This window comes from Spiroplasma litorale (genome assembly GCF_001267155.1).
In the GTDB taxonomy this organism is placed as follows: domain Bacteria; phylum Bacillota_I; class Bacilli_A; order Mycoplasmatales; family Mycoplasmataceae; genus Spiroplasma_A; species Spiroplasma_A litorale.
Window position 1 is genome coordinate 872,414 of sequence record NZ_CP012357.1, and the last position, 22,995, is coordinate 895,408.

Genomic DNA, 22,995 nt, shown 5'->3' on the forward strand with positions numbered 1-22,995 from the left:
TTAATATTATATATAAATAAAATAAAAAATCACAAAATTGTGATTTTTTATTTTAGGAGATTTTGTAAATAACATATGATATTTTCCTTATATATAACAAATTAAAATTTCCCAAACTATAATTATTTTATTGGGAGGTTTAAAATGAGAAGATATTTAAAAATGAATGAAAAAAAGAGAATGGAAATTATCAAAGACGTTATAGATCAAAAAATAACAAAAGAGTCAGCTTCTATAAAGTTATGTCAAACAATTAGAAATGTAAATATATTAATTAATAAATATAAAAAAAATTGGTTACATAGCTTTTATTCATAAGAATACTGGCAGATTGTCTTGCAGAAGAATTAGCAGTGATATTAGTCAAAAAATAATTAAATTATATAAAGATGAATTTTGTGACTATAATTACAAACACTTTTAAGAAAAGTTGCTAGAAAATTATAATATAAAAGTTTCGTATACATATTTACTTAGTTTATTAAAGGAAAATAACATGTATTCTCCAAGAATACATAGAGTAACTAAAAAAATAATTAAACAAGAAATAGCTAACAGTTTAAAAAATCAAAATATAAAAAATATAAAAAAAAGAGTATTTAAATACTTTATTAAGTATTGAAAATAGTTATCCGATGCAACATAGAAAAACTGAGTTTGGAGAAAGGTTGCAAACAGATGCTTCTGTACATTACTGAATTAAAGAAGAAAAATGATATCTACATGGTTTTATTGATGATGCTACTGGCAAAATATTGGCTTTATATTTTGACACTGAAGAAACTCTTATGGGTTATTACAATATCACAAAGAAAGTTTTGCTTAACTATGGAATTCCTAAAGAAATATTGACAGACAAAAGAACGGTATTTTGAAGTCCAAAAGAAAAGGATTCAGATCTACATTCTGACTCCTTAACACAATACGGATTTTTGTGTCACAACTTAGGAATAAAATTAACAACATCTAGCGTTCCACAAACCAAAGGTCGTATTGAAAGGTTGTGAAATACACTTCAAGATCACCTGCCAAAGGAACTTAAAGAAAATAATATATCAACTATAAACCAAGCTAATTTGTTTTTAGATGAATATATAGATAAATATAGATTTTTATTTATCTAGAAGATTTGAAAGAACAGTAAATAAGGGTTCAACTATAAAATACCAAAATAAGTACTATATTCAGCATTCAAATGGAGAACCAGTATTTTATAAAAATAAAACAAAAATAATGGTTGTTGAGACATTTGATGGAAAACTATATTCAAACTCATATAGCGAATGAACGCCTTTATTAGAAGTGTTACAAAATTCTACTTATAAAGAGGTGTATGAAGATAAAAACCCGGCTGAGATAAATAAAATTTATAAGCCAATAAAAACAAGCAGTCCTTGAAAGTATACTAATTGAATATTTTATAAAAACTCAAAAAATAAAGTTTTAGGAAAAATTAATTAGTTATTGACAAAAATTGTGATTTTTTATTTTAGGAAATTTTTTAAGTTGATTGGTATATGATTATTTAAATTATTATTAAGTGTTGTGCTAATTTATTTGTGCTTTGTTTTTTATTAGCAGATTTCCATCTACTAATATTAAAATTATATTTAATTATAAAAATAAATCTATTAAAATAAAATTTTGTTATATTTTAAAAATATTTTTATTAATTTCAGCTTGCAACCAATGCATCGATAATATCATTTTTTCATTCAACAATATCAATGTCGTTAACAAAGAAGTCGATAAATTGATCTCTAAAATTAATAATTAAATTTGCTGAAAAGTCACTTTCTTCAATATCTAACTCGTTTAATTTTGCAATTATTTCAGCTGGATATTCAGGGTTAAATGAAATTGATTGGACACAATCTTCTGCAAAGAATTCTGCATCCCCTTCTTCTTGCAATGCTCCCACTAAATTTGAATAAATCTCTTCATCTTCAAGGGTATTTTTTTTAACTTCTTCTGAAATTTCTTCTATTGATTTCCCTTGTTCTTTCATGTCATCATAAACTTTATCAATTTCTTCTCCAAAAATTAAAATTGCAAAGTATGAACTCATACCTGCAACTAATTCTTCAAACATTTTATCTGCTGTTTCATCTGGTAGTTCATCAATAAAATTACTGATACTTTTTGCTTGTTCTTCTGTCATTAATTTATTCTCCTTAACTTAATTAATTATCTAATAAATTTAAGATAATTTTCATTTTTCTTTTAATTTAAATTAAATTTCATTAATTGATTTTAATGGTTTTGTTGCCAATTGTCTTTTATGACTTGATATATTATGTAAATATTCTATTCTTTTTTTAACATTTTCAGGAACATTTAATCCCTCTAAATAATCATCGATTAAATCATAACTAAAACCAATTTCACTTTCATCAGTTTGATTTTCTCACAATCCAGCGGTTGGAGCTCTATCTATTATTGAAGCAGGTACATTCAATAGTTTTGCAGCATTTTTTACATCTCTTTTAAGCATATGAACTAAAGGAACTAAATCAACTCCCCCATCACCATATTTAGTAAAGTAACCAATATGTCATTCACATGCATTATCAGTACCTAAAACTAAATAATTATTTGATTGAGCAAGTGCATAAAGTGTTGTCATTCTTAGTCTGGCCTTTATGTTTGCCATAGCAAGTTTGTTTTCATTATTAGTTTTATTAATAATTTCAGATTTTAATCCATTGAATGTATTTAATAAATCAATTTCAACAATATTTTTTAAATTTAAATTATTTACTAATTCATTTTTACATTTTAAATCTAATTCACTTGATTCACAAGGCATTCAAACAACTAAATAATTATCTGGAAAAGCTAATTTTGCAAGAGCGGCTACAACAGCTGAGTCAATTCCTCCACTAATTCCAACTACAACACCTTTTTGATTAGCATTTTTAACTTCTTCTTTAATTCAATTTACTAAATAATTAGTATAGTCATTCATTTTTTCATTATTCATATTAGTCCATCCATTCTAATTCAATATCGAATATTTTTACAAGATCTCCTTTTTTAGCGCCTTTTTCACGTAATAAATCATATACTCCCATTTTTTTTAATTTTTCATTAAATAATAATAAATTATCATATGTTGATATTGGTGTTTTTAAATAGATTTTTCTAACATCTTCACCTTTAATTACTCATTTATTTTCAGAGAACTTCTCGATTTCTAGGTCTTTTAATTGTCCTTCAAATTTATAAAGTTTAAAGTTATTAACTTTACTCAATTCTATGAATTTATCTTTACCTAATAGATTATTATTTTCTAAAGTATCACCAATTAATAACAATAAATCATTAATGTTTTCTTTTTTTAATCCCGATGTTTGGATGATAGTTTTATCTTTGTATTTTTCTTTAAAATATAAAACATTAATTTTTGCTTCTTCTAAATCTATTTTATTTGCAATAATAATCTCAAATCTTTTTTCTAAATCAAGGTTGTAAGTAACCAATTCTTTTCTGATAAGTTCATAATTTTTAATTACATCATCAGTTCCATAATTTCCTGACATATCAATGATATGACAAATAATTTTGCATCGCTCAATATGACGTAAAAATTCAAAACCTAAACCTTTACCTTGACTAGCCCCTTCAATAAGTCCAGGTAAATCAGCCACAACAAAAGTTCTATTTTTTTTATCAATACAAAGTCCTAACTGTGGATTTAGAGTTGTAAAAGGATAATCTGCTATTGTTGGTCGCGAATTAGATATTGCTCTTAACATTGTTGACTTACCTGCATTTGGAAGTCCAACAAAACCAACATCTGCAAGTACCTTTAACTCTGCTTTAATGTTTATATTTTGTCCTAGATCTCCAGCTTCAAAATTTGTTGGCGCTCTATTTCTAGAGTTTGCAAATCTTGCATTACCTTTTCCACCTTTTCCACCTTTTGCAATAATTTCCTTTTGATTGTGATATATAAAATCAGCAAGTAACTCATTAGTATCAGCATTATATATTACAGTTCCGACAGGAACTTTAATAACTGTATCATTACCATTTTTACCGTGCATATTTTTAATATCGCCTTTAAAACCATCTTCTGCATGATAAAATTTTTTAAGTTTTAAATCTAGTAATGAAGTTTTACCTTCATCAGCGATAAAAATAATATCACCACCATCACCACCATCACCACCATTTGGACCACCATTTGGTACGTAAAGTTCTTTTCTAAAAGAGACAGCACCATCGCCACCTTTTCCAGCTTTTATATTAAAATAAGCTAAATCTACAAATTTCATAAAATACCACTATTTCTAATTTTCTTTAATATTTGAAACTTTAATTTCTCCACTAATTAACTGGTCATAACAATCAATACATAAAAATGTTGGCGCTCCAATCGATGAATTATAATCATCAACTTCTTGTCAAGCTTCTATTGGGTCTTTTAATAAAGAATCTAATTCACTATCACTAATATTTGGATTATTATCGTGAATTTCTTTTACAACTAAGCCTATTTCTTTAGGACAATTAATAGAAGTATACATTATTTCTTCTAACCCACACAAAGAACAACCAACACCAAATGCTTGGGCCATTATATTATCATAATCATTAAATTCTCTAAAGTCTTCTATACTGAAAAATTCTTTTTTATTCATAACTATTAAATCATATCATTTAATTCATTTAAAATTAACATAACATTAGAATGATTATGTACAATAGAATTAATAATTGATGGATCAGGGTTTACATCAAGTGATTTAAATGCCTTTAATATAATTGAAATTGTTAAGTCATTAATATTAAAGTTATTTAATGAAAAACCTGGAAACTTTAAATAATAATAAGAATTAAGAATACTCAAAGCAATATTATATAGTGAAGGATTATAATGATATATCGTTTTTTCCAATTGTAACTCAATTGATTTTAATAAAGTTTGTGTCTCAACAACATTGAACTTTGCAGGATTTAAAGAAAAACTAAATTTATTTTTATTAACTAAAAATTCCATGTCAATTTTTTGTTCTATTAAAATCATTAACAAAAACGTTTTATTTTCATCAATATTTACTGATTTTATAAGATATTTTTTTATATCCTCAATTATTTTTCTTGCATTTAATTCACGTAAAAAGTCAAATGCAATAAGATGTGATTGTTGATCACTAACATCATTCATAACATTTACAACTCTTTCTAAACTTCATGATACTAGTTTATTTTGATTTTGTTGGATGTGTTCTTTTATATAATTGTTTCAGTTTAATAAGTATTTTTCAAATTTTTCAGGAATATATGGAGCAAGTAGTTCTTCATTAATTATTTTTAATGCATCATCAAAATTATTTTTATCAATAAGAGTACTTAATTTTTTTGTAACCTCTTCATAGTAATTTGACATTATTACACCTATCCTGTTTCTATATAATTAATTGTATCATTTTATAAAAAAACCTTTTATATATAATGCTCACGAACAAATAATGCAAGCATCATATATAAAAGGTTATTATATTAAAAATATTTACTTTTTATTTTTCTTCTTTATTAGATTCTACTGGTTTAGCTTCAACTTTTTTTGTTGCTGGTTTTTTAACTGCAGCAGCTTTTTCAGCATTTTTTTTATCTTTTGATACAATAATCTCTTTAATTCTTGCTGCTTTACCTGATAATTTTCTAATGTAGTAAATTCTAGCTCTACGTACACGTCCTCTTTTTAAAACATCTATAGAGTCAACTATTGGTGAGTGAACTGGAAATGTTCTTTCAACAAATACACCATTTGAGTTTTTTCTAACACAAACTGAAAAAGTTATTCCACTTCCTTGTGTTTTAATTACAACACCTTCAAATGCCTGTATACGGTATTTTTCACCCTCTTTAATTTTTACATTTACTCTTATAGTGTCTCCAGAAGTAAATCTAGGTAACTTGTCATTTAATTGTTCATCAACTATTGATTTAGTTGTTTTAGTTAACATATTCATATTAATTTTCTCCTTTCGAATTTTTAAGTTCTTTTAAATATTTTATATCATCTATTGAAAGACTTTCATAATTTATTAAATCTGGTCTTTTTAAATAAGTACTTTTTAATTTTTCTTGATGTCTGTATTTTTCTATATTTGCATGATGCCCACTTAACAAAACTTCAGGTACTGATTTATCTCTGAAAGTTACTGGCTTTGTATATACTGGGTGATCTAACAAATTATTTTCAAAACTATCATTTAAATAGGATTCTTTTTTTATTACCCCATCTAATAACCTTGTAACAGAATCAACTATTACTAATGCGGGTAATTCACCACCAGTTAATACATAATCCCCAATCGATAATTCTAAATCTATATAGTTCATTATTCTATTGTCAAAACCTTCGTAGTGGCCACAAACAATAATAATATGATTATAATTTTTTCCTAAATTAGTTGATATAGATTGGTTTAAAGTTTTACCTTGTGGTGATGTTAGTATTACTAAGCTATTTTCTTTTTTACAGCTTTCAATTGCATTAACAAGCGGTTCAATCATTAAGACCATTCCACTTCCACCACCATATTGATAGTCATCAACTTGGTTATTGTTCAAATTAGAAAAATCTCTTAAGTTCAAAATTTCTATATTAACTTTATTTTTATCAATAGCTCTTTTAATTATTGACTCAGATATCATTTCTTTTATTAAACTTGGAAATAGTGTTATAATTGAAAATTTCATTATACCCTCAACTTTTCAATTGACTTTGCAAAAATAACTTTTTTTTCTTGATTAATTTCTTCAATGTATTCATCTACAATCGGTATTCATAATACATTATCAATAAAATATATTTTTACAAGTCAATAAACACCGTTATTAATTACATCAATTATTTCAAAATAATTATTTTTATATGATAACTTATAATTTAAATAATTATCTAATTTAACAAAAAGTTTATTATCATTTTCGATAAATACTTCTTTTTTTAATAGTGTTTGGATCTCATTTATTGAATTAACATCCTTAAATTTAATTATACAAGTATTATTCTTGATAGAATAACTCTCAATTTTTAAGGGTTTAAAATTTATATTGTCTTTTATAAAAAACAATTCATTTTCAAGATTTTTATCATAATCTAAATCTTGAACTAACTTAAATTTAACTTGTCCTTTAATTCCATGTGAACTTGTTATGTAGCCTACTTTTGTTAGTTTATCTTCCATAATTTTCATAAACCTCTACATCAATAACTAACTTTTTATTTAATTTTGAAATATCTGAATTAATAACTGGAAGCATTTGATTTAAAATACCAGTATTTTCTTTATTAGTAAATAAATTAATATCTTTATCAAATATTACAAGAACAAATTCAACCTTAGACTCTTTTTCAATTTTAAAATCAATAAAGTATTTTATATCCAATGGAACAATATCATCTAAAATAAGTCTCATTTTTTTTAAAAGTTCTGAGTAATCCATTTATTATTTATCTTCTTTTTTTGTTTTTGAAGTTGCTGTTTTTGCAGTAGCAGGTTTTGCAGCAGTTGATTTAGTTGCTGTTTTTGCAGTAGCAGGTTTTGCAGCAGTTGATTTAGTTGCTGTTTTTGCAGTAGCAGGTTTTGCAGCAGTTGATTTAGTTGCTGTTTTTGCAGTAGCAGGTTTTTTAACAGATTTTGATTCTTTTTTAGGTGCACTTTCTTTATCTTTTGGAAGTGCAATTTTGTAATCATGTAGTTCTTTCATAATTCCATTTTTTGATAGGATGCTTCTAACTGTATCAGTTGGTTGAGCTCCATTTTTTAATCATTTTAATGCAATTTCATTTTGTAAGTTTACTTCACCATTTATTGGATTATATGTACCTACTAATTCTATGTATTCTCCGTCACGTTTCACTCTTGAATCAGATGCTACTATTCTATAAAAAGCAGCTCTTTTTTTACCAGCTCTTTTTAATCTTAATTTAACCATAAAATTCCTCCTTTAATTAAACCTTTATTATATTACATTTTATAAAATAAAGAGTCAAGCATTTTTACTTGACTCTTTATTTTTTTATTAAAAAAACACCCTAGGTGTTTAATGTGTTTCAGAAATGGCGCCCACGAGAAGATTCGAACTTCTGACCCTACGCTTAGAAGGCGCATGCTCTATCCTACTGAGCTACGTGGGCAGTACAAAGTAATAATAACAAAAAAATAAATTATTTTCTATATAATTTTATTTTATTAAGTTTTATTACTATTTATATTATTTATTTTCAATAACTCAATTTTTAAGTTTAGATGCTAATTCAAGATACTGGATATAATAATTTTTAATTTCAGAATCTTTTTCAGAATCATAAAAGTTCAAAAGTTTCAAAAATTGATTATAAAAATTTTGGATATTATCTTGTGTTTGATATGTATGATCCAAAGGATGAGGACCAAATATAATCAATACATATTTAAAAAGTTCAAATAGACTATAATTAATCAACTTAGGAGTTTTACTTTCGATTCCTAACAAAATATTTATAATTCTACCTATTTTTAACAAAGTGTATTCATCTTTGTAGTCTTGCAAATTATGGAACTCTTTTTTAAAGGTTTCAACAATTTCATCTTCAGATAACAAAAAGTCATATTCAGAAATATTTTCCATGCTGACTTTTTGTTTAAACTTATTTGGTTTTGTTTCTTCAAAAATATTTAATATATTTACAAATAATTTCTTTTTAACTGCAATTTTATTGTCTATTACTTGTGGTATATATTCGTGTAATAATAGCAATGATCTTAATTTTGCAAATGTGTATCTTGTAATTTCAGTACACTTCATCAGAGTTTTTTCATCAAAATCAATAAACCTATCACCTTTTGATTTAATGTAAGGAATTAATTGTTCTTGATTAATATGCTGGCAGTTAAATGGTGTTAAGACCTTTAACGTAGAGTTTTTTAACTCAGGAATCAAATTACTTCTCAAATTTGATTTATCTGAGCTTATAAATAAGGGAAGATAAGCTTCAATTAAACCATATAGTTCTTCTCCATCATCCAACATTGTTACAGCTGTAATTTCATCTTTCATTAAAATAGTTGTTAGTTTTGTCAATTGTAAAAGCGCTTTATATCTTTCTCGAGTATTAAAGGCTTCTCATTTAGAACCTGAGAAGTTGCTTAAAAATATTGCTCATTCCTCATCATTTTGAATTAGTTCGTATGTTTCAGTAAGATATTCAATTTCTTTTGGTTTTCATTCTCTACCTGTTCGATATTTTCTTAATAAAACATCTTTTTGATAACATTTATAGACTCTCTGATATAATCCCTGAATATCATAGTTTTTTATCAAATTTAATGTGAATAGAAATGGATATGGAATGCTTGTTTTATAAGTATTATCATCTGATATATGATTTATATCATATTCAAAAATAGATAAAGACTCTCGTATAAATGACTTATATGAATCTTTTCAATCATCATACTTTTTAAAACAATATTCGTTTACATAAGGTATTAAAAGGTTTGATATTAAGTGTTTTGCCTGTTCTAATGCTTCATCATCTTTAAAAGTAATTTTTTTTGGTTTATCTTTTACATACCTATATTTAATTTTGTATAATTCATCAAAATTATCCATTATATAACTTGTTAAAGTATTAAATTCTGAAGAATCAATTTCATTACTTATTATATTTTTGTATAAAAAGTATTGAACTATTCCAATAAACGTAATTGGATACAAATAAGATATTAAATCTTTTTGAGTTGTAATGTAGTATTTTAGTTCTGCATTATCATTTGCAACTTTATGTAATCCAAATCAAAATATACTCTGTTTATAAATTTCTTTCATATTTCCTCTTTATTCAATAAAATTCTTAAAAATAAACTCTTCTAAATCCTTTAATGATCTACTTGAATACAGTTCTTTCTTTTCTTCTTTTTTTATTTTTTTATTTATTAATAGTTTTTCAACAATACCTCAATTAGCTTTCATTGGTTGAAAGTTTTCTGAACATGTATTTATTATATAACTTTGTAATGCTCCAATAACAGTTGTTTTAGGAAAAGTTAACAATTCTTTGTTTTTAATTGTGTTATATACATTTATAGCTGAAATTATTGCAGAAGATACTGACTCAACATAACCTTCGACACCTGTAATTTGACCTGCAAAAAAGATATTTTTATTTTTTTTAAGTTGATTATAAGAGTTTAATAATTTTGGTGCATTTATAAAATTATTTTTATGCATTACACCAAATCTAATAAATTCAGCTTTTTCAAGTCCTGGAATTAGTCTAAATATTCTTTTTTGCTCATTAAAACTTAGATTTGTTTGAAAACCAACCATATTATATAAAGTATCTGAAGCATTATCTTGCCTTAATTGTACTACTGCAAAATTTGAAGAACCATCATTATTTCGTAATCCGGCTGGTTTTAAAGGACCATATGTTAATGTTTTATATCCTCTTTTAGCCATAACTTCAACTGGCATACACCCTTCAAATACTTTGAAATTTTCTTCATCTTTTAAATGTAGATCAATCGTATCACCTTTAATTAACTCTTGATAAAATTGATTGTATTGTTCTTCGTTCATTGGGCAATTAATGTAATCCTTAGTATACCCTTTATCATATCGATTTTTTTTAAAACAAATATCCATATTAATAGAATCTAGTTTAACTATTGGTGCTACTGCATCAAAAAAATAAAAATAAGATTTACCAATTAAGTTAGATATAATTAACTGCATTTTTTTGCTTGTCAAAGGACCTGTTGCAATAATATTTATATCATTTAAATTAATGTTATCCAATTCTTCATAAATTACATTTATATTTTCGTGTTTTAAAATTAGGTCAGTTATTTTTTTTGAGAAGTTTTCTCTATCTACAGTTAAACTTTGTCCACCTGGGATTTCACATTCCTTAGCAATCTTGATAACTATCGAATCAAACATTTCCAACTCTTTTTTTAAAGTACCTATTGCATTTTTAATATCACTTGAGCGCAAAGAGTTTGAACATACAAGTTCTGCAAATGTATCAAGCTTTTGAACAGGATTTTTTTTGATAGTTTTAATTTCATAAAGATTTACTTTAATTCCTCTATTTGCGAGCTGCCATGCAGCTTCACAACCTGCCAAACCTGCACCAATGATGTTTATTTTTTGTATCATTGCTTTATTATAACAAAAACATCTATTAAATTCTTACTTAATCCATTAATCCAGCTTGATATAAATTTTTGAAATGACCAGGTTTTTCTTTCAATTCGTCAAAAGTTCCTTCTTGTACTATGCCCTGATCTCTACCCAAGACTATAATTTTATCAACGTTTTTAATAGTTGATAATCTGTGAGCAATAGTTACAGTAGTTCTACCTTTCATTAAAGATTCCAATTTACTTTGAATCTCTTTTTCAATAATATTATCAAGTGCACTTGTAGCTTCATCTAAAACAAGCAACTGAGGATCTTTTAAAAACATTCTCGCGATTACCAAACGTTGTTTTTGACCACCACTAAGTATAAATCCTCTTTCTCCTAAAATTGTGTCATATCCATCTGGTCATGTTGAAACAATACTATCTAATTCTGCTTTTTTAGCAGCTTCTTTAATTTCATCATCAGTTGCATCAAATTTTCCATATCTTATATTATCAGAAACAGTACCAAATAAAATTTGAGGTTCTTGTTCAACGTAACCAACATGTTTTAAATAACTTGCTAATTGAACATCTTTTAAATTAATTCCATTATTAATCAATACTTCTCCATCATAAGGATCATAAAATCTTAATAAAAGTTTTGCAATTGTTGATTTTCCACTTCCGGTTTCTCCAACAAAAGCATAGCTTTTACCTTTTTCAAATGTAAAACTAAATTTAGGTAAAATTAATTTATTAGGTTTTTCAGGATATCTAAATTCAATATTTTTAAGTAATATATCTCCATTAATTGCATCAATTTTAATGCCTTCACCATCATTATAATGAGGATCAATTATTGGTTCTGCCTTCATTATGGCATCAACTCTAGCAGCAGATGTTGAAGCTTGTACCATTCCTGCATTCACTCTTGCTAATTGCATTAAAGGACCAACCATTGTACCAACACCACTAATAAATGATGAAAGTATAATTGATAATTGACCTACTTGGTCATTATAAAGTAATGCAGCTGCTATTACTATTACCATTTGAATTGAGCTAATACCTGCAACCATAACTGTTATTACAATAGATTGCAATTTTATTAGACTTTTTGATTTTTTAAAATAATCTTTATGTAGGAACTTAAATCTTTCGGTTTCATATTCTTCAGTTCCAGATGCTTTAATTAAATTAATAGTACCAATTCTATCAGTAACATCACCATTTATATTTGTGATTGAATCTCTGGTTTTAAACATTAATTTTTTAACTATTCCAAATGTAGAGAACATAACAGTCATGATTGTGGCCATTGTAACAACAACAACAAGCGTTAACTTCATATCAATTGTCAACATCATAAATAAAGAACCAAAAAATGTAAATGTAGCAGATAATAATGTAACTGGAATTATTTGTCCTTGTTCACCAACTATTTGCGTATCAGATACTATTTTAGTTAAGATTTCACCTATTTTTTTATCTGAGTAATAACTCATATCTTGTTTTACTAGATTTTCTAATGCTTTATTTCTTAAAGAAATTTCAATATTTTTTCCTAACAAACCAGTTAGATAGTTTGAAAGAAAAGTAAATAAAGCAAGCAAACCAAAAAACCCAATTTGTAAATAAATTCAGTCTTTTCATCCGAATCTAAGACCTAAAAATGATGAGTAGAATCATAAACTACCATCACTCTCTAATAACACTTGAACTAATACACTACCACTTGTAGAAGATTTTAAAGCTTCATTTATTTGGTCAATTGAAGCTCCATTTAATTTATCTACAATACTTGGAGCCATTAGAATTGACATTATATTTTGAATAATCTTAGGCCCAATAATTGTAGTTAAAGAAGATAGCAAAGTTAATAAAACTATAAAAAAAGCAAAAATGGGTTTATTTTTTAAATATTTAAATATTATCCCAAAAAATGTCTTTGATTTTTTCCTTTTTTTGCTCTTAAAAGCTGCGTTTTCTGGATTTTTTTCAATTTTTTCCATATAATCACCATTTTTATTATATTACATAATTATAATAGAACATAAAAAAAAAGAGAGATATTATCTCTCATTAAAATTTTATATATCATTTGTGTGTCGGGAATAAAATGATTAATTTAATTTTATTAGGTATTAACCTTACAAGTGTCATATTTCTATGACACAAATATTATATATCAAAATTTTATAATTTATATATTTATTGTAAACTTTTTAAAATATTTTCGCCAAATTTAATAAATTTAGCATTTAAAGCATTGGAGTACTCTGTTTCTGGAATCGATAAAACCTCTTTTCCTTCGTTTACAAGATAATTAAATATATTTATAAATTGCTTGGTTTGAATACAATTTATAAAAATTGCATAATTTGATAAATTTGATTGTAAATCATTAAAACTGTATTCGCATTCGCTAGTTTTTTCAGCTCTATTGTAATGAGTAGAAATAAATAAAGTATTAACAAAATTATCACTATAATCAATATTATGGTTTAAAAAGAAATCATATATATTGTCATTAATTGTAATAATAACTTTATTGTTTTTTTCAAGTTGATCAACAAAATAGTTTTTTAAATTCTCATTGTCATTTGATACAACAATTGTATAGTCATTTTTAATAGCCTCTAATAATGTACAATCAACACTCTTTTTGGATAATTCTTCGTGATCATTACTTAAATATAATGATAAAAAATGGTTATTATCTAATAACATGTTAATATTTCCAACATAAAATAAAACAAAAGGTGGTTTATAAGAGTTTTTTAGACTTACTGGATAAATTGGGCTTAATAGAGTTATAAAATTACATTTAATTCTATTTTTTACATCCTTTAGGTCTTTAAAATCTATTTTTTCTTTATTTTCTAATGCTTCAAAAATCTTATCTCAATTACCATTATACTTTAATGAAAAATACAGTAGTACATTATCCATACTAGGTTAATTGAAAAATTTTATAAGCTATAAAGTCATTAGAATAGTTTTTATTTGTTGGATTAGTATAAGATATCAACCTACCCTCTAAACCAATAGTCAACTTATCATAATATTCGTATTCATCTCCTAATACATTATTTCAGATTTTAACATTTATATAATCACTTTTGTTTTTTGAGTTCACATTTGTTGTAATTCTTGGCACTTTGACTATTAATTTATATAGTTTTTTTTCTCCATCCTTAGAATTATAAACAAGTTCTGGATTGCCTTCAAGCTGGCCTAAAATAGTTACGTTATTCATTATTTACCTCCCAATAACTAATCGCCATAAAAACAAAAAAAATACTGTTTTTAAACAGTATTTATAAATTTAGTATTAATTTTATTCCTTCAATTAATTTTTCACATTTTTCTTTAGCACTATCAAAATCTTTATCAACACACACAAAATATATTTTTATTTTAGGTTCTGTTCCGCTTGGTCTTACTGCAAATCAACTATTATCTTTAAAATAAAATTTTAATAGGTTTTGCCCTGGCATATTATATAGACCATCAATATAATCTTCTACAAAAGAAACTTTCATATCTGATATTTCTTCAATATTGTCAAATCTTAATTTTTTCATTATCGGGTCAATTTTAGACTTAATTTCTGAAATACTAAAATTTAAATTTATAGTATGAGTATAATAGTAACCATACTTTTTGTACAATTCATTAAGATTATCTATTAAGGTCATATTTTTTTTAGTTTTATAGTACCAAGCAGCTTCTGTAAGCATTATTGCTGCTTGTATTCCGTCTTTGTCTCGTGTTGAAGAATCAATTACATATCCATAACTTTCTTCATAAGCAAAAACAAAATTTAAGTTTCTTTCTTTTTCTTTTAAAATTTCTGAACCCATTCACTTAAATCCTGTCAAAGTTTTTATGATGTTAACACCATAACTTTCTTTTGCTATTCTATCTCCTAGATCACTAGTTACAAAACTTGAATAAAGAGTAGGATTGCTTGGTAGAGTGTTATTTAATTTCATTTGACTCAATTTTCAATCTATTAAAATTGGTCCTGTTTGATTGCCATCAATTCTTATTCAATTTCCATTTTGATTTATTGCAACACCAATTCTATCAGCGTCAGGATCTTGAATAATAATTAATGATGCTTCTTTATGTTTTTTAGCATATTCTAACGGGATTTTTCAAGCTGGTTCAAATTCTGGATTTGGGTTACCTACATTTTTAAAAGTACTATCTTCATTTTTGTGTTCTTCAACTTCAATAACTTCATATCCATAACTTCTTAAAAGATTTGGACTAAACTCACTTCCAGTTCCATTAACTGCTGAATAGATTATTTTAAAGTTATTTCTTTTTTCATTTTTATAGAATTGAAGGTTACTTATCATTTCACAGTAATCTTCAATAATTTTATTATCAATTGTTGATAATAAATCTAAGTCAACTTTATATTTTCAATCTAAAATATTATCAATTCTATTTATGTATTCTGAAATAATTTTATTATCATTATCAATTAATTGACAACCATATTCATCATATATTTTATAACCATTATATTCAGCTGGATTATGACTTGCAGTAATCACAACTCCTCCAATTGCATTTAATTTTTTTGTAGCAAATGAAACCACTGGTGTTGGCTTCATTTTATTTTCTTCAAATAAATATGCTTTAATTGAAAAACTTGTTAAAATTTCTGCGACTAGTTGAGAAAATTCTTTTGAATATTTTCTGTTATCATGACCAATAACCACTCCTCTAGATAGGTCATTGGGAAATTTTTTAATTAGATATCTAGCATAACCGATTGTTACTTCTTTAATTGTAAATGAATTAAAATAGCCAGGACCAGCACCCAATATTCCTCTTACCCCTGCTGTTCCAAACTCAAGTTTATTTTCAAAAGCAATTTTTAATTGATCGTCATTATAGTTTAATAGTTCTTGTTTTAAATTTTCATCAACATTTTTAGAGTTAATTCATTTAAGATACGCTTCGTTTTCTTTAATAAAACTCATTTTTTTCTCCTTAAATTTTATTATTGGTTTATAAGTTAATCTATGTATATCTAATAAACCAAATTCATCTACTGCACTAATGTGCTTAATGGTGCAATAACCTTTATTTTTAAGAAAATTATACATTGGATATTTTGTATGATAATTTCTCATGATTCTGTCTCTGAATACTTTTGCAATTATACTAGCACAAGCAATTGCAAAACTTATATTATCACCTTTTATTATTTTTAAAAATTTATAATCATCCTCTTCTTTTATGTCTTCACCATCTATTAAACATAAATCAGGTTTAATAGTAAGTTTTTTTATAGATTCAATCATTCCTAATTTGCTAGCCTGCTTTGGGTTTAATTTATCTACAACCTTTTCATTATACTCACAAATTGAATAAGTTAAGCAATTTTCTAAAATTTCTTCATATAATAACTCTCTAACTTTTTCTGGAACAAGTTTTGAATCTTTTATAAGTGGATTAAAATAGTTTTCTTTCATGATTACTGAGGCTACTACAATTGGACCTGCCATTGCACCCCTACCAACTTCGTCACTACCGGAAATATATTTTATATTTTTTTCTTTTTTTAAATTTTCATCAAAGAAATATCGACAATTATCTATCATTCAACAGTTAAATCACTTTCTGAAGTTTTATCAACATCTACATCTTCAAGGGTGATTGAATTAATTTCAACAATTTCAATAGGTTTTTCAAATGAGATTAAACCTAATTTACACCCAATTACATCGTTTATAAAAATATTAATTGATCTATCAATATCATATATATCATCAACAATAAGATGCTTATTTTTTATTGCAATTTGTTCAAATATTTTATAAGTATCATCATAATTGATAGGTCTTAAAGCAGTGTTTTTGATATTATATTTATTTTCAATTAATGATGGATAAGAATTATATATATATCTCATAATTTTTGTTGCAAATCTTTCTTTTGGAATTAAATCAAGTTTTATAGAATTTATTGCAATACAATTACAAGCCACATTTTCATTTTCAAATTTTGATGGCAAAATACCAGGAGTATCAATAATTGTAATATTTTTAGTCAAATTAAATCTTTGCAAACCTCTTGTCAATCCCGGTTTATTTCCAATTCTTACTATTTTTCCCTTTGCTAATTTAGAAATGAATGTTGATTTACCAACATTTGGGATTCCAGCTACCAAAACATTTAATTGTGGTTTTTCAATACCTTTATTAATCTGTTTTTGTTGTTGTTCATGAGTTAACTCATTAATTTTTCTAATAATATCAATTGAAATGTCGTAGTTTTTATTTTTTACAAAGTAAGCTGCTAATTTTTGACTTTTATAGTATTCACTTCATTGTTCAGTAACTTCTTTATCTGCTAAATCACACTTTGTAAAAACTGTTAACTTTGTTTTTTTCGAAAAAAGTTTTCTTAATAGCGGATTTTGTGAAGAATAAGGTGCTCTTATATCAACTAGTTCAATAACTAAATCTACAATTTTAAGTGTTTCTTCTATTTCTTTTATTGTTTTGTTCATATGACCTGGAAATCAATTGAAACTAGCTTTATTCTTTTCCATAATTACCTCTACTTGTGATATTTTTGGTTATTAATAATTTTGAACGCTCGGTATATTTGCTCTAATAAAACAATTCTAATTAATTGATGAGGTAAAGTAATTTTACCAAAACTAATTTTGTTAATGTAGTTATTTTTAAAATTTTCGCTAAATCCATCACTTGGACCAATAACAAAACATATATTACCACTTTTTTCATTAATATTTCTATCTATTATTTTAGAAAAGTCAATTGAATCAAGTTGTTTAGTATTAATTTCTAATAAATAAAACTCATAATCTTTTAGTTTTAAAATGCGTTCATTAATATTATATTCATTTTTAGACTGATTTTCTTTAACATTACCATAATCTATTTCTTTTATTTCCATAATTTCAATGTTTGTAAATTTTTGGATTTTATTAAAATAAAATTTATTTAAAATTTCATATTCTTTACTAATTTTGTTAAAACACACTATTTTAATGGGCATATTTCTCCTTTTTAATTACCAAACTAATATATTTTAAGTCAATAATGTGGTAAAATATATAAAAGATTTTAGGGGAGCAAAAACATGGCAGCAGAAAAAAGACACTTTCAATCAATTCTTGACTATAGACCACAATTTGAAAATATAATTGATGCTCTAGTTCCAGATATTCAATTTTCATATTCAGCTATTATGAATAATACCACAATTCAAACGTATTTTAATATGATAGCATTAGAATTTTATGGTTATGAATACCACCAAATACTAAGATTAAATAAATTAGAATTTAAATTGAATGATAGAACATTGAACTTAACTATACTTGAAATGGTTTACAATATATTGTTGCAAATTATTGATAGAAAATGAAGATATTCAGAGTATATTGCATATGATATGTATATTTTACCTTTAAGAATTAGAAAATACATTAATGCAATGAACTATAGATTTATTGAGACTGAAACTGCAACTCAAAAACCTGTATTTAAATTAGTAAGTCAAGAAACAAGAGTAATAACAGAAGAAATTGTAGATCAATTCCAAGATGACAGATTAAATAATCTTATTGGTCAATATAGAGGTTGTGCACCTCATGAAATTGAACAAAAACTAATTTTATTTAAAAATTTATTAGCATTTATTTATGAAGGTAAATCAATTGTAGTATCAAAATTCGGAGAAGAATTCTCAGATAATTACTATAAAGATGTTTATGCACTTGAAATTATTAAATCTGATGCAATGACAACAAAAGATAAAAAATTTGTAACTAAAGTACTTGATAATGTATTTGATATTTCAATGATAATAATATTATTAATGGCGGATTCAATGAAAACTGGTGTTTGAAAAAAAATTATCGAAAAAGAAAAACGTAGAGTTGAGTTACAAATTACAAGAAAAGCTATTGAAGATGCGAATAGAAGACTTCAAGCAATCACTCAAAAAGAAAAAGAATTACAAAAACTGGAAGCTAAAAAATAAAAATATAATAAAAAATCCGATTGAATCGGGTTTTTTTATTATATAGCTTGTTTGGTTGCGCTTAGAACAATTTCTTTTAATGAAATATCTTGTGGTAATTCATATGCGTATATTATTATTTTAGCCACTTGTTTAGATGTTAAACCATTATTTATTTTTTTCTTATTTTCAATATAACCTTTTAAAACTTCTTCATTTTTAGTGTTAATTAACAAGTTTGTATCGACAATTGCTGGTGCAATAGTCAATAAACGAACATTAAATGGTGCTAATTCCCTTCTAGCTTGCTCAGAAATTGCATGTACTGCAAACTTAGTTCCATTATATACAGTTCTATTTTCTCCGGTTCATCTTCCTGCAACTGAACTAATATTTATTATTGTTCCAGTGTTTCTATCTTTCATATCATTAATTACAATATTCATACCATTTAATACCCCATTAATATTTATATCAACCATTGCATGTTGAGTATTAATGTCTAAATTATAAATTTTATCTAATGGCATTATTCCTGCGTTATTAATTAATAGATCTACTTTTGTTTTAAAATGTTTTTCTGCTTCAACAACAGCTTGTTTAAAACTATTGTAGTCTGTAACATCAACTTTTTTACATAGTGTATTTTTAAGATTTAACTCTATTAATAATTCTTCTCTTCTTGCAAGTAAAAGTAATTTATAACCTTTTTCACTAAATTGAATTGCCAATTCTTTACCAATACCACTTGATGCTCCTGTTATTACAATTAATTTATCCATAATTTTAACTCCTTAATAATAATTTTATTCCTGTTTGAATGTTTAAAAAAAAAAAAAAAAACGTAATTTATACGTTTTATCTAAATTTGTTAAACCCACCCAAGTTAGGCATTTTACCAGATTTTAGATTTTTAGCCATTTCTAATACTTGTTTTTTACCTTTATCAAATTGGTTTAATAAATCATTGTATTCTTTTTCAGTTCTTCCTGAACCTTTAATAATTCTTTGTTTTCTAGTCATAGCTTTTAAAACTCTTGGTTCTCTACGTTCTTTTAAAGTCATTGAACTCATTAGAATTGTAGCTACACGAAGTCTTTCTTGAGCTTGTGTTATTTGTTGTTCAGATATTTTACCATTCATTCCTGGAACCATTTTCATAATTCCACCTAAATTTCCCATTTTTGCAACTTGTTCAAGTTGATTTCTTAAATCTTCTAAATCAAATTGACCTGCAAACATTCTTTTCATGGTTTTTTCCATTGTTCTTTGATCAACAACATCAGCTGCTTTTTCAAACAATGTATCAACATCACCCATTCCAAGAATTCTATCTGCCATTCTTTTTGGATGGAATTCGGCTAAAGCACTAATACCTTCACCTTCACCAATAAATTTAATTGGCAACTTAGTTATATGACTAATAGAAAGAGTTGCTCCCCCTCTTGCGTCACCATCAAGTTTTGTAACAATTACACCTGTTAGTTTTAATAATTTATCAAATTCTTGAGTTACATTTATAATATCTTGACCAGTCATACCATCAACTGTAAGTATTATTTCATTTGGTGAAACTTCTTTTCTTATGTTATTTAATTCTTTCATTAAATCTTTATCAATTTGAAGTCTACCAGCAGTATCTAAAATAATTACGTCAAAATCATTTTTTTCTGCATAATCAATTGCTTGTTTAGCAGTTTTAACAGGATCTTGTTTACCTTTTTCAAAAACAGTAAGGTTATTTTTTTCACCAAGTTCAACTAATTGATCAATCGCACCTGGTCTATAAATATCTAAAGCAACCATTAATGTTTTTTTGTTATGTTTTTTTGTTATTAAATGTGATAGTTTTCCTGCAGTTGTTGTTTTACCAGCGCCTTGTAAACCAACCATCATTATTACAGATGGTTTTTTGTTTATTTCAATAGGTTTATTAACCTTACCAAGAATTTCAACTAATTCTTCATGAACAATTTTAACCATTTGTTGGTCTGCTCTAACACCTTGTTGAATATACTGTCCTAATGCTTTTTGTTCTACATTTTTTATTATTGTTTTTACAACATCAACGTTAACGTCAGCTTCTAAAAATGCAAGTCTTATTTCCCTAAGGACCTCTTTAATATTTTCTTCATTAAGTGTCGATTTTTTTAAATTTTTTTCAATCGACTTCTTCATTCTATTTGCTAAAAAATCCCCAAAACCCATAATTCTCTCCTACTTTTAAAATTATAACATACTAATTTTTTTATATTTTTAATGACTCACGTTTTTCTCTAATAATAGTTATTGTGATCTCACCTGGTGTTTTATTAATTTTACTTATTTTATCTTTTAATTGAATAATAAGTTTTCTTAAATTATAATCATCGACAATATTTGGATTTACTATAACTCTAATTTGTCTTCCTGATTGTAGTACATATGCTTTTGAAACACCTTCTTCAGATAAACAAGTTTGTTCTAATTCTTCCATTCTTATGAAGTACTCTTTTGCATCATTATTTCTTGCCCCAGGTCTAGCAGCACTAATTGCATCAGCTATTGCAACAATTTCAGCATAAACACTGCTTTTTTCAATATCTCCATGATGAGCATGTACTGCATTAATTATAACTTCATCAATATTATTTTTTTTAAGAATTTCAACACCTATGCTAACATGACTTCCTTCTTCTTCAAAATCCACAGCTTTTCCAATATCATGTAAAAGTCCTGCCATAAGTGCGATATCTTTGTTTAATTCTAACTTACTACTTATTTCACTCGAAATTCTTGCAACTTCAATGGAGTGTTGCAAAGCATTTTGTCCATAACTTTGTCTATATTTTAATTTACCTAAAAAACTAATTATTTCATTTGGAATTTTATTTAAAAGATTTAGATCTTCAACAACTTTGAAACCAGTTTCTTCAAAAACTTTTTCAAGTTTTTCACTTTGTATAATAACTTGTTCTTCTATTGAAGCTGGTTGAATTCGACCAATCTTAACTAATTCTTGTAAAACAAGATATGCAATCTCTCTTCTTATTGGATTAAAAGATGAAATCATTATTTTGTTTGGTGTATCATCAACTATAATATCAACTCCGCAATACATTTGAAAAGTTTTAATATTTCTTCCTTCTTTACCAATAATTTTACCTTTTCAACTGTCATCTTCAAGTTCAAAAAAAGTTGTATTTTTATCAGTTGTAACTTCAATATTGCACTTTTCCATTGCATTAATTAATATTTTTGTAGCTTCTTCTTTAGATTTGTATTTCAATAAATTTTCTTTTTCTTTGATTGTATTGGATAAATCTAAAAAATAATTATCTTCAATATATTTAAGTAATTCTTTTTTTGCTTGTTCTTTTGTTAGTCCGCTAACTTTTTCAAGCAAAGAAAAGAGTTTTTTTTCTTTTAATAGCAAATCATTTCTAAGGTTATTTATATTTATTTTTTCTTCTAATAAAAACTTTTTACTGCTATTTAAGTCGTCTAATTTCATGAGAATTTCTTCTCTTTCCATATCTAATTGCTGTTCTTTAATTGATAATTCATTTTTATGATTTTGAATTTCATTATTTGCTTCAAATTTAATTTGAGCAAGTTCTTTTTTAGCTTCTGCAATTATTCTTAACTTAATTTCTTTTGCCTCGTCTTTGGCTTTTTCCATAACATATTTACGACGACGAGAATGTGCTAATACTATTAATATAATTGTTAAAGATATAACAATTAAAAATAATATTACAATGATCATAATATATGCTTCGTCTCTACTAAATTTCATTGCTTCAGGCATTGTATTCTCCAATCCTTAAAAGCGTGGATATTGCAACAAATATTGCAA

The 22,995-nt window shown here is 25.5% G+C and carries 21 protein-coding genes, 1 tRNA gene and 2 pseudogenes; 2 read left to right on the forward strand and 22 right to left on the reverse strand.

The window, feature by feature from the left end:
* The first annotated feature begins 162 nt into the window (after positions 1–162).
* Positions 163–1,461 (forward strand): annotated as a pseudogene (locus tag SLITO_RS06305) (ISNCY family transposase).
* 208 nt (positions 1,462–1,669) lie between these two features.
* Here the strand turns inward: SLITO_RS06305 and SLITO_RS04065 are convergent.
* The 19 genes and pseudogenes from SLITO_RS04065 to SLITO_RS04160 all read right to left on the reverse strand — a co-directional run bounded on the left by SLITO_RS04065 (position 1,670) and on the right by SLITO_RS04160 (position 18,188).
* The gene (locus tag SLITO_RS04065) at positions 1,670–2,161 is read right to left on the reverse strand and encodes a hypothetical protein (protein ID WP_075058500.1); all 492 of its coding nucleotides are present in this window, start codon (positions 2,159–2,161) and stop codon (positions 1,670–1,672) included.
* A gap of 72 nt (positions 2,162–2,233) precedes the next feature.
* Positions 2,234–2,983 carry an NAD(+) synthase gene (gene nadE / locus SLITO_RS04070; RefSeq protein ID WP_083433374.1) on the reverse strand — a complete coding sequence of 250 codons (750 nt, stop codon included), beginning with the start codon at positions 2,981–2,983 and terminating at the stop codon, positions 2,234–2,236.
* Between the two features lies 1 nt (position 2,984).
* Entirely contained in the window at positions 2,985–4,280 is a 1,296-nt protein-coding gene (obgE, locus tag SLITO_RS04075) for a GTPase ObgE (protein WP_075058501.1), read from the reverse strand.
* 15 nt (positions 4,281–4,295) lie between these two features.
* Positions 4,296–4,646 carry a hypothetical protein gene (locus SLITO_RS04080; protein ID WP_075058502.1) on the reverse strand — a complete coding sequence of 117 codons (351 nt, stop codon included), beginning with the start codon at positions 4,644–4,646 and terminating at the stop codon, positions 4,296–4,298.
* 5 nt (positions 4,647–4,651) lie between these two features.
* Positions 4,652–5,395 carry a DUF3196 family protein gene (locus SLITO_RS04085; protein WP_075058503.1) on the reverse strand — a complete coding sequence of 248 codons (744 nt, stop codon included), beginning with the start codon at positions 5,393–5,395 and terminating at the stop codon, positions 4,652–4,654.
* Between the two features lie 217 nt (positions 5,396–5,612).
* Positions 5,613–5,975 (reverse strand): annotated as a pseudogene (gene rplS / locus SLITO_RS04090) (50S ribosomal protein L19); the annotation flags it as partial.
* Between the two features lie 7 nt (positions 5,976–5,982).
* The gene (trmD, locus tag SLITO_RS04095) at positions 5,983–6,714 is read right to left on the reverse strand and encodes a tRNA (guanosine(37)-N1)-methyltransferase TrmD (protein WP_075058504.1); all 732 of its coding nucleotides are present in this window, start codon (positions 6,712–6,714) and stop codon (positions 5,983–5,985) included.
* A complete protein-coding gene (locus tag SLITO_RS04100; protein WP_075058505.1) occupies positions 6,714–7,214 on the reverse strand; it encodes a ribosome maturation factor RimM in 501 nt (166 codons plus the stop codon). Before SLITO_RS04100 ends, trmD begins: the two co-directional genes overlap by 1 nt.
* On the reverse strand, positions 7,195–7,464 hold the full coding sequence (locus SLITO_RS04105; protein WP_075058506.1) for a hypothetical protein: 270 nt from the start codon (positions 7,462–7,464) through the stop codon (positions 7,195–7,197). The genes SLITO_RS04100 and SLITO_RS04105 overlap by 20 nt, the downstream gene beginning before the upstream one ends.
* Positions 7,465–7,467: 3 nt before the next feature.
* The gene (gene rpsP, locus SLITO_RS06225; RefSeq protein ID WP_083433375.1) at positions 7,468–7,956 is read right to left on the reverse strand and encodes a 30S ribosomal protein S16; all 489 of its coding nucleotides are present in this window, start codon (positions 7,954–7,956) and stop codon (positions 7,468–7,470) included.
* Positions 7,957–8,081: 125 nt separating this feature from the next.
* Positions 8,082–8,158 (reverse strand) — tRNA-Arg (locus SLITO_RS04115).
* Between the two features lie 77 nt (positions 8,159–8,235).
* The gene (locus SLITO_RS04120; protein WP_075058507.1) at positions 8,236–9,831 is read right to left on the reverse strand and encodes a hypothetical protein; all 1,596 of its coding nucleotides are present in this window, start codon (positions 9,829–9,831) and stop codon (positions 8,236–8,238) included.
* 9 nt (positions 9,832–9,840) lie between these two features.
* Positions 9,841–11,166, reverse strand: a complete 1,326-nt coding sequence (gene trmFO / locus SLITO_RS04125) for a methylenetetrahydrofolate--tRNA-(uracil(54)-C(5))-methyltransferase (FADH(2)-oxidizing) TrmFO (protein ID WP_075058508.1) — start codon at positions 11,164–11,166, stop codon at positions 9,841–9,843.
* Between the two features lie 37 nt (positions 11,167–11,203).
* Positions 11,204–13,147: an ABC transporter ATP-binding protein gene (locus SLITO_RS04130; protein ID WP_075058509.1), complete on the reverse strand. Its 1,944-nt coding sequence runs from the start codon at positions 13,145–13,147 to the stop codon at positions 11,204–11,206.
* A gap of 199 nt (positions 13,148–13,346) precedes the next feature.
* Entirely contained in the window at positions 13,347–14,087 is a 741-nt protein-coding gene (locus tag SLITO_RS04135; protein ID WP_075058510.1) for a hypothetical protein, read from the reverse strand.
* Position 14,088: 1 nt separating this feature from the next.
* Complete coding sequence (locus tag SLITO_RS04140) at positions 14,089–14,394, reverse strand: single-stranded DNA-binding protein (RefSeq protein ID WP_075058511.1); 306 nt, start codon at positions 14,392–14,394, stop codon at positions 14,089–14,091.
* A gap of 61 nt (positions 14,395–14,455) precedes the next feature.
* A complete protein-coding gene (locus SLITO_RS04145) occupies positions 14,456–16,762 on the reverse strand; it encodes a ribonuclease HII (protein ID WP_235443364.1) in 2,307 nt (768 codons plus the stop codon).
* Positions 16,756–17,715, reverse strand: a complete 960-nt coding sequence (ylqF, locus tag SLITO_RS04155; RefSeq protein ID WP_075058512.1) for a ribosome biogenesis GTPase YlqF — start codon at positions 17,713–17,715, stop codon at positions 16,756–16,758. Before ylqF ends, SLITO_RS04145 begins: the two co-directional genes overlap by 7 nt.
* Positions 17,716–17,723: 8 nt before the next feature.
* A complete protein-coding gene (locus SLITO_RS04160; protein WP_075058513.1) occupies positions 17,724–18,188 on the reverse strand; it encodes a 23S rRNA (pseudouridine(1915)-N(3))-methyltransferase RlmH in 465 nt (154 codons plus the stop codon).
* A gap of 84 nt (positions 18,189–18,272) precedes the next feature.
* Here SLITO_RS04160 and SLITO_RS04165 point away from each other — a divergent pair, with 84 nt between their 5' ends.
* Positions 18,273–19,178, forward strand: coding sequence for a hypothetical protein (locus SLITO_RS04165; RefSeq protein ID WP_075058514.1), 906 nt, complete (start codon positions 18,273–18,275; stop codon positions 19,176–19,178).
* A 38-nt stretch (positions 19,179–19,216) separates the two neighbouring features.
* Here SLITO_RS04165 and SLITO_RS04170 read toward each other — a convergent pair whose 3' ends face one another.
* The 3 genes from SLITO_RS04170 to rny all read right to left on the reverse strand — a co-directional run bounded on the left by SLITO_RS04170 (position 19,217) and on the right by rny (position 22,947).
* Entirely contained in the window at positions 19,217–19,939 is a 723-nt protein-coding gene (locus tag SLITO_RS04170; RefSeq protein WP_075058515.1) for an SDR family oxidoreductase, read from the reverse strand.
* 76 nt (positions 19,940–20,015) lie between these two features.
* Entirely contained in the window at positions 20,016–21,365 is a 1,350-nt protein-coding gene (gene ffh / locus SLITO_RS04175) for a signal recognition particle protein (protein WP_075058516.1), read from the reverse strand.
* Between the two features lie 40 nt (positions 21,366–21,405).
* Positions 21,406–22,947, reverse strand: coding sequence for a ribonuclease Y (rny, locus tag SLITO_RS04180; protein ID WP_083433376.1), 1,542 nt, complete (start codon positions 22,945–22,947; stop codon positions 21,406–21,408).
* Positions 22,948–22,995: the final 48 nt, after the last annotated feature.